The sequence below is a fragment of the Nocardia goodfellowii genome (assembly GCF_017875645.1).
GTDB lineage: Bacteria > Actinomycetota > Actinomycetes > Mycobacteriales > Mycobacteriaceae > Nocardia > Nocardia goodfellowii.
This window is the reverse complement of record NZ_JAGGMR010000001.1, coordinates 5,159,632-5,172,548: the sequence shown is the minus strand read 5'-3', so window position 1 is coordinate 5,172,548 and position 12,917 is coordinate 5,159,632. Positions and strand designations below refer to the sequence as shown.

The window sequence follows — 12,917 nt, the reverse complement described above, 5'->3', positions numbered from 1 at the left end:
TCGGTTACAAGTGTCGCCGCCGATGCGAACGATGGCTTCGATGGTCTGAGTGCGAAGGCGCGGGCAGCGGGGACCCGGGTTTCGGGTAGATGCGCTCGGGTATCGACCTCGACAGTCGGTTGAGTGCTGACGTGCCTTCGAGCGGGGATGCGGAAGGGTGAGGACGGATGGCAGCTCTGGACGAGACGGTCTGGCAGACGCTCACCCGCTGGCATCGAGACGCCGAGCCGGCCGCGCTGGTGCGGGTGGTCGATCGGTCGGGGTCCGCGCCGCGTGCGGTGGGCGCGGCGATGGCCGTGTCGGGGTCAGGGCGCGTGGTGGGCAGCGTCTCGGGTGGTTGCGTCGAGGGTGACGTGGTCGCGCTGGCGCAGCAGGTGATCGAGTCGGGAATTCCGGTCCTCTCCACGTATGGGACCAGTACCGACGCGCTGGCCCCGGGACTGCCGTGCGGAGGCACGGTCGAGGTGTTCATCGAACCGGTGGATGCGTCGTTGATCGGAGTGCTCGCGCCGCTGATGGCTGCGGTACGGGACGGCGACCCGGTGGCGCTGGTCTCGGTGATGGCGGATGCCGCGTCCGGCCGTCACCTGCTGGTGACGCCGGATCGATCGTTCGGGTCCCTGGGTGCGGCCCGGCTGGATCAGGCGGCGCTGGACGACGTGCGCGGCCTGCTGGCGCACGGGACTACCCGGGTGCTGCACCTGGGTTGCGAGGGTCAGCGGCGGCACGACGAGCTGGCGGTGTTCGTGCAATCCTTCGCCACACCGCCGAAGCTGCTGGTCTTCGGCGCGAACGACTTCGCCGCGGCGCTGATCAGGATCGGGAAGTTCCTCGGCTATCGGGTCACCCTGTGCGATGCCCGGCCGGCGTTCGCCACGACCGAGGCGTTTCCGGAAGCCGACGAGGTGGTCGTGCGATGGCCGCACGACTACCTGGCCGAGACACCGATCGACGCCTCGACCGCGATCTGCGTACTCACCCACGACCCGAAATTCGATGTGCCCGTGCTGGAGGTCGCGCTACGCACCGCCGCCGGATATATCGGTGTGATGGGCAGTCTCCGCACACACGCGGATCGGCTGGACCGCCTGCGCGCCGCGGGGCTGACCGACCACGAACTGGCCCGTCTGGCCGCACCGGTCGGGCTGGATTTGGGCGCGCGCACGCCTGAGGAAACCGCCGTGTCGATCGCCGCGGAGATCATCGCCGGACGCTGGGGTGGAACCGGAACCCGGCTCAGCGAACTCCAAGCGCCGATTCACCATGGGTGCGGGGCGAATACGACGCGTGGCTGAAGTGAACACTCCGCAGCATTTACCCGCCCCCGGTTCGACCGCTGTTCGCCGGGTACCCGCCGCAGATGGAAGCCACGGAAACGCGGATCACTCTCGACGTCGATGGTGAGCGGCGATCCCTGCGGGTCGACAACCGGACCACCCTGCTCGACGCACTGCGCGAACACCTCGGCGTGACCTCGCCGAAGAAGGGCTGCGATCACGGACAGTGCGGATCGTGCACCGTGTTGCTCGACGGCCGCCGCGCCACCACCTGCCTCACCTTCGCCGCCGCCCAGGACGGTGCCCGGATCAAGACGGCGGCCGGTCTTGACGAGGACGCGGAACTGCACTCGATGCAACAGGCCTTCCTCGACCAGGACGGGTTCCAATGCGGCTATTGCACACCCGGGCAGGTGTGTTCGGCGGTCGGGATGCTCAAGGAGATCGAAGCCGGCCACCCCAGTCACGTCACCGAGGATCTGACCGGCGAACCGGAGTTGACCGACGACGAGATCCGGGAGCGGATGAGCGGCAACCTGTGCCGCTGCGCCGCCTACCCGAATATCCTCGCCGCGATCCGGCAGGCGGCCCGCTCATGATCCCGTTCGAGTACCGCCGTGCCACCAGCGCGCAGGACGCCGTCGCCACGGTGACCGCCCGGCCGGACGCGGCCTACCTGGGTGGCGGGACGAACCTGGTCGATCACATGAAACTCGGAATCGCGGCGCCGCGGCTGCTGGTGGATGTCAGCCACCTTCCGCTCACCGACATCGCCGAGACTCCGGACGGTGGTCTGCGGATCGACGCCGGGGTGCGCAACAGTGACCTCGCCGCGCATCCGCTGGTCCGGACCCGATATCCCGCGCTGTCCCGCGCCCTGCTCGCGGGCGCGTCCGGGCAATTACGCAACCTGGCCACCACCGGCGGAAATCTGTTGCAGCGCACCCGATGCCCGTACTTCCAGGACGTCGGCACGCCCTGCAACAAGCGTGAGCCCGGCACGGGGTGCTCGGCGATCGGCGGGTATCTGCGCTACCACGCGATCTTCGGCGCGTCCGTACAGTGCGTGGCGACCCATCCGTCGGACATGGCCGTCGCCTTGGCCATGCTCGACGCTCGCGTGCTGGTGCGGGACGTCGACGGCACGACCCGCATCCCGTTCGCCGACTTCTACCGGCTGCCCGGCGACCGGCCCGACCTGGACACCGCGCTGACCCACGGCCAGCTCATCACCGGCGTGGAACTACCCGCCCCCGTACCCGCCGGACGCTCGACCTATCGGAAGGTCCGTGACCGCGCCTCCTTCGCTTTCGCCCTCGTCTCCGTCGCCGCCGAACTGGTTCTCGACTCCGGCAATGCGGAAATCACCGGGGCGCGCATCGCCCTCGGCGGCGTCGCGCACAAACCGTGGCGGGCCACCCGGGCCGAAGAAGTGCTGCGCGGAGCACCGCCCACCCCCGAGACCTTCGTCCATGCGGCGCAGACCGAACTCGCTCAAGCCCAGCCACTGGACGGCAACGGATTCAAAGTCGCCCTGACCCAGCGCACTCTCGTTTCCGTGCTGCGCTCCCTCACCGAAGAGGCTCCGCGATGACAACCATCCGACCCCGGACGATCGGCTCCCCGCTGGCTCGGCTGGACGGTCCGGCCAAAGTCACCGGCACCGCGCACTACGCCTTCGAGCATCCGGTCCAGCACCCGGTCTATCTGCATCCGGTGCAGGCCACCATCGCCCACGGGCGCGTCACCGGAATGGATACCGCCGAGGCGGAGCAGTTGGACGGCGTGCTCGCCGTTCTGACAGTCTTCGACGCGCCGAAGCTGGCCGACACCTCCGACGGCGAACTGAGCATCCTGCAAGACGATCGGGTGCACTTCCGCGGCCAGCTCATCGGCGGGGTCATCGCGGAAAGTCTCGAAATAGCCCGGCACGCGGCGGATTCGGTCCGAGTCGAATACGACGAGCGACCGTTCCACACCGAACTCCGCGCCGACGACCGGGGGCTGTACGCCCCCGAGAACATTCTCGAGTCCAAGCCCGCCGATACCGAGGAGGGCGATATCGACGCCGCCTTCGTCAACGCCGCGGTGACAGTCGATCAGACCTACACCACTCCGCTCGAGCACAACAACCCGATGGAACCGCACGCCTCCATCGCCTGCTGGGACGAGTCGAGCGGACGACCACGGGTGACGCTCTACGACTCGACCCAGGGCGTGCATGTCGTCCGCAGCACGCTCGCACCGATCTTCGGTTTGGAACCCGACCAGATGCGCGTCATCGCACCGCATGTGGGCGGCGGCTTCGGCGCCAAGGGCGCGCCGAAAGCGCACAATGTGCTCGCCATCCTGGCCGCCCAGCGCAGCGGCGGCCGACCGGTGAAACTCGCGCTCACCCGCCAGCACATGTTCGCGCTGGTCGGCTACCGCACGCCGACGATTCAGCGGGTCAGGCTGGCCGCCGACCCGGCCGGTGCGTTGACCGCGCTCTCGCACGAGGTCATCGAACAGACCTCGGCGGTCAAGGAATTCGCGGAGCAGACCGCGCTGGCCTCCCGGATGATGTATGCCACGCCGAACCGGCGCACCACGCATCGCCTTGCGGCACTGGACGTTCCGGTGCCGTTCTGGATGCGGGCACCCGGCCTGTGCCCCGGCATGTTCGCGACCGAGGTCGCGATGGACGAACTGGCCGAAGCCTGCGGACTCGACCCGATCGAACTGCGCCTGCGCAACGAACCGAGCACCGACCCGGAGACCGGCAACCCGTGGTCCGGGCGTCGCCTCGCCGACTGTCTGTGCCTGGGCGCCGACCGATTCGGCTGGGCCGGCCGTGATCCGGCGTCCCGCCGCCGCAGCGACGGCCGGTGGCTGCTCGGCACGGGTGTCGCGGCCGCCACCTATCCCGCCTCGGCGAATCCCGGAAACGCCGCGCGCATCGCCTACCGGGCCGATGGCAGATACACGGTTCAGATCGGCGCGGCAGATATCGGCACCGGAACCTGGACCGCGCTCACCCAGATCGCCGCCGACGCCCTCGCCTGTGACATCGACGCGATCGAACTCCAGATCGGCGACACCGACCTGCCCGTGGCGACCGTGGCCGGTGGATCCAGCGGTATCAGCTCATGGGGTTCGGCGATCGCCGCGGCCGCGGCGGCTTTCCGGCAGCAGCACGGCGAAAACCCTTCGGACGGAGCGGAAGTCACCACCGAGGCGCCGGAGAACGCGGACGCCGAGAAGTTCGCCCTGCATTCGTTCGGCGCGCAGTTCGCCGAGGTCGCGGTCGACCGGGACACCGGCGAGATCCGGGTGCCGCGGATGCTCGGGGTGTTCTCGATCGGCCGGGCCATCAACGCCCGTACGCTCCGATCGCAGCTGATCGGAGGCATGACGATGGGGTTGTCGATGGCCTTGCACGAGGAGAGCGTGCGCGATCCGCGCTTCGGCCACGTCGTCACGCAGGACTTGGCCAGTTACCACATCAGCGCGCACGCCGATGTCCGTGACCTCGATGCGATCTGGCTGGACGAAGCCGACGAGCACGCCAACCCGATGGGCGCCCGCGGCGCCGGGGAGATCGGCATCGTCGGCGCGGCGGCCGCTATAGCGAACGCCGTCGCGCACGCGACTGGCATCCGAGTCCGGGACCTGCCGATCACGGCGGACGACCTCCTGGATTGACGGCCGATCAGAACGGGAGGACTTCCTCGGGCCGTCGGCGCGGAGTCTCCGGCAGCGGACCGGCTTGCGTAACCAGCCCGGCGCGGACCATCACCTGCGGATGTCGTCCCTCGCAGAGCGACGAGCGCACCTCCGCACGCAATTCGGGTAAGCCCAGTGGTTCGGTTTGGACGCAGGTGGCCAAACCCAGGTCGGTGGCCGCGAGCAACAGGGCGCTGAGGGATTCACCGGCGCGCAACTGGGACAGCCGATCATCGTGCTCGGTGGAGATCATCAGCCAGGTCGCCGCGTCCCGGGCGCGTTTCGTGTCGGTGAGAGTCGGGTTGCGGAACGCACGACCCGGCAGTTCGTCCTCGGTGCGCGCAGCGGTGGCATTGCGGGCGGGTACGCCTTCCCGGACACCGCGGTGGCCGCTCCACTCGGCGAGCTCGGTTTGATAGGCGACATCGTTCTGATGATGCCGCGCGGCCCGGCGAATCAGCTGGCGCAACACCGGACGTTCCTCGCTCGCAACGGTTTTCACGCTCGCACCGTAGCCGGTGCCGTAACGGACCGCGGCCCGGAGATAGAGCTCGGGGGCCGCACCCCAGCCGAATCGGCGGCGGTCGCTGCGACGATGCGTCATGGCGGCCGCCAGGTGGATATCGGTCGCGGTGGGGCGGCGGGGAGCCAAGCGGAGGACGGCGAGATGTTCCGGCACAAGGGAATTCGGCAGATACTCGACCGTGCCGTGCCAGCCGAGCGCCCCCAGCGCCACCCGCGCGTGATGCAGGACCGCACCGCAGCTGACGGTCAACGCCCGCTGCTGCGGGTCGGTCGCGGTCAGATGCCGGGAAGTATCGGCGTACAGATGAAGTTCCTCGTTGATCAGATGCCAGCGCCAAGGTTGCGAATTGTGGACCGAGGGCGCCCGCTGAGCCAGTCCGATCGCTGCCCGTACCGTATCGAGGCTCGGATAGCCACAGTTCATGCAGGAACTCATCCCTTCGGATCGACGCTTTTCCCTCCACCGTGCCCACCGAGCGGCGGCGCGACAGCGGGCCGAAGGTCCCGAGGATCCGGGTCCTTCCGCCCGGCGCGCACCTGGCCGAGGTGGTTCGACCGGCCGATGCGGGGTAGATCAACGAAGGCCGGCACGGTGCCGGATCAGTGGCGAGGAGGTTGTCGTGTCCGATCCCGCAGCGGTCCTGTTCGACATCGACGGCACCCTGATCGACTCCAACTATCTGCATGCCAGGGCCTGGCACTCGGCCTTCCGTGCGGTCGGCACCGTGGTCCCGACCTGGCGTATTCACCGCGCCATCGGCATGGACGGCAGCACGCTGATCCGAACCCTGGCCGGTGACCTGGACGAGGCCGCCGCCGATCGCGCCGATGAACTGCACACTCGGTTCTATCTGGACAGCGCCGAGGAACTGACGCTGTTGCCCGGCGCGCGCGAGGTGCTGGCGGATCTGCACGCGCGCGGGCTACGCGTGGTGCTCGCCACGTCCGCGCCGCCGGAAGAGCTGTCCGTGCTGCGCGAACTGCTGGACAGCGAGTCGGCGCTCTACGCGGTGACCAGCGGCGAGGACGTCGAGACCGCCAAACCTGATCCGAGCATCGTGCGGATCGCCCTCGAACGGGCCGGCGTACCGTCGGCGCGCGCGGTCTTCGTCGGCGACGCGGTCTGGGACGTGCGAGCCTGCGCGGCTCTCGACGTGCCGACGATCGGCGTCCTCAGCGGCGGTATCGGACGCGCCGAACTCGAAGCCGAGAGGGCGGCGTTCGTCTGCGACGACGTCGCGCAGTTGCTGCGTGCGGTTGACGACAGTCCGATCGGCCGCCTGCTCTGAGCCCGGCGAGCCCCCACCCAGCGCGCTACTGAGGAGCGCTCAACTCGTGGCGGCGAACGGGGTCCCGGCCGGAATCACCGCCCCGCGATTGGGGTGCGACCACAGGCCCCGGCGCTCCAGAATCGGGAGCACGCCCTCGCCGAACCAGTACGCCTCCTCCAGATGCGGGTAACCGGAGAGAATGAATTGGTCGATGCCGAGTTCGGCGTATTCGGTGAGCCGGTCGGCCACTTCCTCGTGCGAGCCGACCAGCGCTGTACCCGCGCCGCCGCGGACCAGGCCGACTCCCGCCCACAAATTGGGTGCGATCTCCAGCCCGTCGGTGCGGCCGTTGTGCAGGGCGGCCATCCGGCGCTGACCCTCGGACTCGCTCTGCGCCAGGGACGCTTGAACACGTTCGATCTCGCCGGGCGCGATCCCGGACAGCAGCTTGTCCGCCTCGGCCCAGGCCTCGGCGGAGGTGTCGCGGCTGATGACGTGAATGCGCAGGCCGTAGTCGAGGACGCGGCCTTGGCCGGCGGCCAGGCCACGGATCCACTCGAGCTTCTCGCCGACCGCGTCCAGCGGCTCGCCCCAGGTGAGGTAGGTGTCGGCGTAGCGGGCGGCGACCGGCCCCGCGGCGGGTGAGGAGCCGCCGAAGAACACCGGCGGGATCGGGTCGGGCCGGCTGCTCAGCAGCGCTTGCCGGACCCGGAGGTGTTCGCCTTCGAAGTCGATCGGTTCGGTGCTGGTCCACAGGGAGCGGACCACGTCGAGGAATTCGCCGGTGCGGGCGTAGCGCTGGTTCTTGTCGAGGAAGTCGCCGTAGGCCTGCTGTTCCCGCGGTTCACCGCCGGTGACGACGTTGAGCAGCAGCCGCCCCCGGGAGTGCCGCTGGTAGGTGGCGGCCATTTGCGCGGTCAGCGTCGGGCTGACCAGGCCGGGCCGCAGCGCGACCAGGAATTTCAACGTCTCGGTGGTTTCCACCAGCATGGCGGTGGTCAACCACGCGTCCTCGCACCACGCGCCGGTCGGGGTGAGCACCCCTTCGAAGCCGTTGTCCTCGGCGGCGGCCGCGAGCTGATTGAGGTAGCGCAGGCTGGCCGGCCGGTTACCCGACATGAACGAGCCGTGGCCCCCGGCGACCAGCCCCCGCGAGTCACCGTAGGTCGGCAGGAACCAATGGAAGGAAAGCGTGCTCACTGCTGGAATCTCCGATCGACGAATTTCGCGAAATCGACTTTGCCCGGAACTGCTTTCGCGTCGGTGAACGCGTCCGCGATCTCCTGCTCGGAAGCGACGATCGCATCGGTCAGCGCGATCGGCTGCTTGATCGAGCGGGTCCAGGTGACCTGCGCGGCGGCCGGGGTGATCTGGGTGAGTTCGGCGTACTTCGCGCTCCACTCGGCGACATTTTGCTGCGACCAGGTGGTGGCGGCGGCGTAGCGGCGCAGGAAGTCCTCGATGGCCTTGACCTTGCCCGGATCGGCGAGGGCCTGGTCACCGCTGACCCAGAAGTTGTTGCCGTTGGCGACGGTGTCGGCGGCGACGATCTGCTTGGCCCCGGACTCCTGTTCCGCGATGGCGGTGTACGGGTCCCAGATGGCCCAGGCCTGCACGTCACCGCGCTTGAGGGCGGTGTAGCCGTCACCGGGCGAGAGGTACACCGGTTCGATGTCCTTCAGGCTGAGCCCGGCCTTCGCCAGGGCGAGCAGCAGCAGCGCGTTGGACGAACTGCCCTTGAACACCGCGACCCGCTTGCCTTTGAGGTCGGCGACGGCGCTGATCGGTGAATCCTTGCCGACCAGGATGGCATCGCCCTTGCCGGTGGCCGCGAGCGCGCCGATGACCTTGATGTCGGCTTTGGCGGCCGCGCCGAAAATCGGTGGGGTGTTGCCGGTTTGCGCGAGGTCGATACCGCCCGCGCTCGCCGCCTCCACCAGCGGCAGCCCCGCGGTGAAGCTGGAGAACTCGACTTTGTAGGGCAGGTTCTCCAGCTGACCGGAGGCTTTGAGCAGCACCTCGATGGAAATCGCTTTCTGGTCACCGACTTTCAGGGTGACGGTACTCAGGTCGACCGGCTGGTCACCCGCCTGCGGCGTCTCGTCGGCACCGCAGGCGGCGACCGAGAGCGACAGGGTGGCGGCCAGGATGAGGGCAGCCGAGCGGAACAACTTCTTCACAGGGTTCTCTCCAGAGTCGGTGCTACTGCTCGACGCCGAGCAGTTCGAGCAGGCGGGCCGCGTACACGGCGCCTTCGGGCGCCGCGTGCCGCCGCGGACGTTCCAGGGGAATGTCGACCTCGTGGGCGATACGACCCTCGTCGAGCACGAGCACCCGGTCGGCCAGCGTCACCGCCTCGGCGACATCGTGGGTCACCAGCAGCACACCGAAACCGTGCTCGGCGAACAGCCGCAACAACAGATCGTGCATGGCGATCTTGGTCAGCGCGTCCAGCGCGCCGAACGGCTCGTCGAGCAGCAGCAGCGCGGGCTCGGCGACCAGAGCACGGGCCAGGGCGGCACGCTGGGCCTCACCACCGGACAACGTGATCGGCCAGGCGTCACCACGATCGGCCAGCCCGACCTCGTCGAGCACCGCACGCGCCCGATCCAGCCCCTTGGCGCGGCGTCGGCGATCCGGCAACCCGAGCGCGACATTGCGCGCCACCGACAGCCACGGCACCAGCCGCGCCTCCTGGAAGGCGACCGCGACGCTCCCGTCGATTTCGACCTCGCCCGCGTGTTCCCCGGCCAGACCGGCCAGCACGCGCAGCAGCGTGGATTTACCCGAACCGCTGCGCCCGACCAGCGCGACGATCTCCCCCTGCCGCAGGTCGAGCTCCACCCCCCGCAGCACCGGCCGATCGCCGAAACTCTTGCCCACCCCCCGGATTCGGGCCAGCCGCCCGGCCACCGGGGCGCTCATCGCTTGCTCCAGCGCAACGCGCGCCGTTCGACGCCGCGCACCAGCGCGTCGGTGATCAGGCCGAGCATGCCGTAGACGAGCAGACCGAAGATGACGATGTCGGTGCGCAGGAACTCACGCGCGTTGTTGACGATGAACCCGAGGCCCGCACTGGCATTGATCTGCTCGGCCACGATCAGCGACAACCAGGCGATACCCAGACTCTGCCGCAGCCCGACCAGCACCTGCGGAAGCGCGCCTGGAAACACGATGTCGCGCAGCTTCTCCCACGCGGTCAGCCCCAGAACCCGCGCCAGTTCACCGAGTTTCGGGTCCAGCTGCCGGATGCCGGCGTAGGTGTTGAGATAGAGCGGGAAGGCCACACCGAGGGCGATGAGGAACAGTTTCGGTTGTTCGTCGATGCCGAACCAGATGATGAACAGCGGGATCAGGCCGAACAGCGGCACCGTGCGCAGCATCTGCATCGGCGGATCGACGAGGTATTCCCCGATCCGGCTGGAGGCGGCCAGCACGGCCAGCACCACCGCGACCGAGGCGCCGAGGGCGAAGCCGAGCAGCACCCGCTGACCGGAAACCGCCAGGGCGTCGCCCAATTCGCCGCTGCGCCACACCTCGAGACCGGCGTCGAGAATTACCGAGGGCGCGGGCAAGATGCGCTCGGACAGCGCACCGGTCGCCGAGCCGGCCTGCCACGCCAGCAGCAGCGCCAGCGGCGTCAGCGACCGCAGCAGCCAGGGGCCGGCCAGCACCTGGCGCGCACGCCGCGGCGCGGGTGCGGCCGCGGCGGCGGTCCGCCGGTCGGCGGCTTTCCAGCCGATCGCGAGTGTCATGGTTCTCCTGGGACGGATACGGGACGACTGGCAGTATCACCGCCGTCGTCCCCCCAGCAGAACCCTTTGGATCGCCGTGACCGAAATACCGGCTCACCCGATGCGGGCGATCCCCGACCACAGGTCGCAGCGGTGGATGGCGGCGAAATCGTGGCCGATCGGGCTGCCCGTCCGGTCGAGGGTGATCGCGCCCGGATCCTCGGGCCGCCAGGGCCGCCAGTTCTCGAACGCCGCGCTGTCCGGTCGCCCGGTGTACGCGAAATGTGCCCAGGTGTCCTGCATTCGGTGCGCCAGGCCCGCGGCTTGCGGCGGCAGCGGCACCGGCATGCCCTGCACCGAGGAGAACAGGTACAGCACGTCGGCGGCGTGGAAGGCTCCGGTGATCACGGGGTTGGGCGGCAACAAGGAGTCGGTGAATCGGTACTGCCACACCGTCGCCCCGCCCGCCTGTGCCGCCGCGGTGGTGAACAGCGCTGGGCACGCGAAGAATCCGTCGGTGATCACTGCCTGCTTGGCCAGTGCCGCGGAGCCGAAACCGGTCTCCGGATACCGGGCCAGTACGCGTTCGGCGTCGGCGTCGAAGAAATGGCGCACCCAGGAGACGTAGTCGTCGGAGTCGGGTATCCGGCCCTGGGCGAAGTCGGTGAGCAGCAGGAAGGTCGCGCCTTCCTCGGCGTTGCTGCCGACGATCATCGGGAGGTCGCGGGCCGCGCCCGCGGCGAAGGCGTCTTCCGGATTCCGGGTGACGACCACGCCGTCGAGTACCGGCGTCCAGCCGGCGGTCATGGACGCCAATCGGGTCGTCGGCGAGTTCAACAGCCGTTCGACCGGCAGGTCGCGCAGACACTGGAGGCGCGTCGCCGCGTCGGCACAGCCCATGTCGGCGCTGTAGTCCCGCGCGCGCTGGTAGGCCTGCTCGAGCGACGGCGGGACAAGCGGGCTACGCGCGCAAGCCCCGCTCTGCACAATGGCTTTGGCATAGAGTCCGCGCGCGCCGGGCGAGGCGATCTGGGTGCACACGCTCATCCCGCCGGCGGATTCACCCATCAGCGTGACATTGCCGGGGTCGCCACCGAACGCGGCGGCGTTGTCCTGGATCCAGCGCAGCGCGGCCTGTTGATCGAGGATGCCGTAGGTGCCGGTGGCGCCGTGCGACGCGGCCAGTTCCGGCAATGCCAGGAAGCCGAACGGGCCGACGCGATAGTTCGGGATCGCGACGATTACGCGCCCCTCGCGCACCAACCGCGACGGGGAATCGTACTGGGCGTTCGACCCCAGCAGAAAGCCGCCGCCGTAGATCCACACCATCACCGGTAGCCGCTCCCCCGCCGCGGCGGGCGGCACGTAGAGGTCGATGCTCAGGCAATCCTCGCTCGACTCCTGCAACGCGGGCAGACCAGCCATCGGGCTCGCCTGCGGGCATTGCGGCCCATGCCGATTCGCGTCGCGGATGCCGGCCCAGGGCTCGACCGGGCGCGGCGGCGCGAAACGCCCCGCGCCCGCCGTGGATGCCGCGTAGGGAATGCCGTGGAACTTGGTGATGCCGTCGGACTCGAAACCGCGGACCGTGCCGCCCGTGACGGTGACGAGAGCGCCGGCGGGCTCCGCCTGGGCGACCGGCAGATAGTGAGAAGCGCTCAGCGACAACACTATTGCGGCGATCACAGCGGCCGCGCACCGCGACAGCTCGGCACAGCGGGCTCGGAAATGGGTCAACGCGACTCCTGTGATCTGCTCGCGCCGGCGGCCACGAACAACAATTTTGCGACAAAACTAAATGCGAATCGCCGTGGGCGCAAGAGGCACAATGCGAGACATGACATCCGACGCCGATCCGAACGACGTCGGTCCGCGCCTCGGGGTCATGCTGGGCCCGCTTCGCCGGGCCGTGCTGCGCCGGACCCGCTCCGCCGCAGGACTTCCCGACCTGCCCGAGGCGCAGATCGAACTCCTGCGCCTGCTCGTCGAGCACGGCGACATGGCCCCCGGCCGAGTCGCCGCCCAACTCCGCGTGGCGCCGTCGACGATCAGCAACCTGGTCCGCGTCATGAGCGCGAGCGATCTCGTCCGCCGGGAACGCTCCCACGCCGACAACCGAGTCGCGACCCTCTCGGCCGCCCCGCGCGCCCGCGAACTACTCGCCCGCTACGACCGCACCAGTACGGAATTGCTGCGCGACGCGATCGGACGGCTCGACAGCGCCGACGTCGCGGCACTCGACCACGCGCTGCCCGCGCTGTCCAGACTGCTCGAGGTGCTCAACGAACTCCCCGCGGGGAATTCGGACGCCGACCCCCAGCAGGCAGTAGCTGACCGGCCGTGATTCGGCACGCCTATCCAGTACCGCAGAACGGTCGGGCCGAGGCGTCGCCTCGGCCCGACCG

General features: G+C 69.3%; 12 protein-coding genes. 6 read left to right on the top strand and 6 right to left on the bottom strand.

The features are described 5' to 3' along the window. The first annotated feature begins 167 nt into the window (after window positions 1–167). The 4 genes from BJ987_RS23730 (at window position 168) to BJ987_RS23715 (ending at window position 4,961) form a co-directional block, all read left to right on the top strand. The gene (locus BJ987_RS23730; RefSeq protein WP_209894158.1) at window positions 168–1,295 is read left to right on the top strand and encodes an XdhC family protein; all 1,128 of its coding nucleotides are present in this window, start codon (window positions 168–170) and stop codon (window positions 1,293–1,295) included. Window positions 1,296–1,360: 65 nt separating this feature from the next. Beyond that, a complete protein-coding gene (locus tag BJ987_RS23725) occupies window positions 1,361–1,876 on the top strand; it encodes a 2Fe-2S iron-sulfur cluster-binding protein (protein WP_209894156.1) in 516 nt (171 codons plus the stop codon). Further along, window positions 1,873–2,871 carry an FAD binding domain-containing protein gene (locus tag BJ987_RS23720; protein WP_209894153.1) on the top strand — a complete coding sequence of 333 codons (999 nt, stop codon included), beginning with the start codon at window positions 1,873–1,875 and terminating at the stop codon, window positions 2,869–2,871. Before BJ987_RS23725 ends, BJ987_RS23720 begins: the two co-directional genes overlap by 4 nt. Then, on the top strand, window positions 2,868–4,961 hold the full coding sequence (locus BJ987_RS23715; protein ID WP_209894150.1) for a xanthine dehydrogenase family protein molybdopterin-binding subunit: 2,094 nt from the start codon (window positions 2,868–2,870) through the stop codon (window positions 4,959–4,961). The genes BJ987_RS23720 and BJ987_RS23715 overlap by 4 nt, the downstream gene beginning before the upstream one ends. Before the next feature lie 7 nt (window positions 4,962–4,968). Here BJ987_RS23715 and BJ987_RS23710 read toward each other — a convergent pair whose 3' ends face one another. Beyond that, window positions 4,969–5,931, bottom strand: coding sequence for an Acg family FMN-binding oxidoreductase (locus BJ987_RS23710; protein WP_209894147.1), 963 nt, complete (start codon window positions 5,929–5,931; stop codon window positions 4,969–4,971). A gap of 196 nt (window positions 5,932–6,127) precedes the next feature. On the opposite strand from BJ987_RS23710, the gene BJ987_RS23705 reads away from it, so the two are divergent. Then, on the top strand, window positions 6,128–6,796 hold the full coding sequence (locus tag BJ987_RS23705; RefSeq protein ID WP_307869733.1) for an HAD family hydrolase: 669 nt from the start codon (window positions 6,128–6,130) through the stop codon (window positions 6,794–6,796). Between the two features lie 39 nt (window positions 6,797–6,835). Here the strand turns inward: BJ987_RS23705 and BJ987_RS23700 are convergent, their stop codons facing one another. The 5 genes from BJ987_RS23700 to BJ987_RS23680 all read right to left on the bottom strand — a co-directional run bounded on the left by BJ987_RS23700 (window position 6,836) and on the right by BJ987_RS23680 (window position 12,249). Continuing rightward, entirely contained in the window at window positions 6,836–7,978 is a 1,143-nt protein-coding gene (locus BJ987_RS23700; protein ID WP_209894140.1) for an LLM class flavin-dependent oxidoreductase, read from the bottom strand. Continuing rightward, on the bottom strand, window positions 7,975–8,958 hold the full coding sequence (locus tag BJ987_RS23695; protein ID WP_307869732.1) for an aliphatic sulfonate ABC transporter substrate-binding protein: 984 nt from the start codon (window positions 8,956–8,958) through the stop codon (window positions 7,975–7,977). The genes BJ987_RS23700 and BJ987_RS23695 overlap by 4 nt, the downstream gene beginning before the upstream one ends. Before the next feature lie 22 nt (window positions 8,959–8,980). Further along, the gene (locus tag BJ987_RS23690; RefSeq protein WP_209894138.1) at window positions 8,981–9,703 is read right to left on the bottom strand and encodes an ABC transporter ATP-binding protein; all 723 of its coding nucleotides are present in this window, start codon (window positions 9,701–9,703) and stop codon (window positions 8,981–8,983) included. Then, window positions 9,700–10,533 (bottom strand): ABC transporter permease, encoded by an 834-nt coding sequence (locus tag BJ987_RS23685; RefSeq protein WP_209894135.1) that lies wholly within the window; start codon window positions 10,531–10,533, stop codon window positions 9,700–9,702. The genes BJ987_RS23690 and BJ987_RS23685 overlap by 4 nt, the downstream gene beginning before the upstream one ends. Before the next feature lie 93 nt (window positions 10,534–10,626). Next, window positions 10,627–12,249 carry a carboxylesterase/lipase family protein gene (locus tag BJ987_RS23680; RefSeq protein ID WP_209894131.1) on the bottom strand — a complete coding sequence of 541 codons (1,623 nt, stop codon included), beginning with the start codon at window positions 12,247–12,249 and terminating at the stop codon, window positions 10,627–10,629. A gap of 100 nt (window positions 12,250–12,349) precedes the next feature. Between BJ987_RS23680 and BJ987_RS23675 the strand changes: the two genes are divergently transcribed. Beyond that, window positions 12,350–12,856, top strand: coding sequence for a MarR family winged helix-turn-helix transcriptional regulator (locus tag BJ987_RS23675; RefSeq protein ID WP_209894128.1), 507 nt, complete (start codon window positions 12,350–12,352; stop codon window positions 12,854–12,856). Window positions 12,857–12,917: the final 61 nt, after the last annotated feature.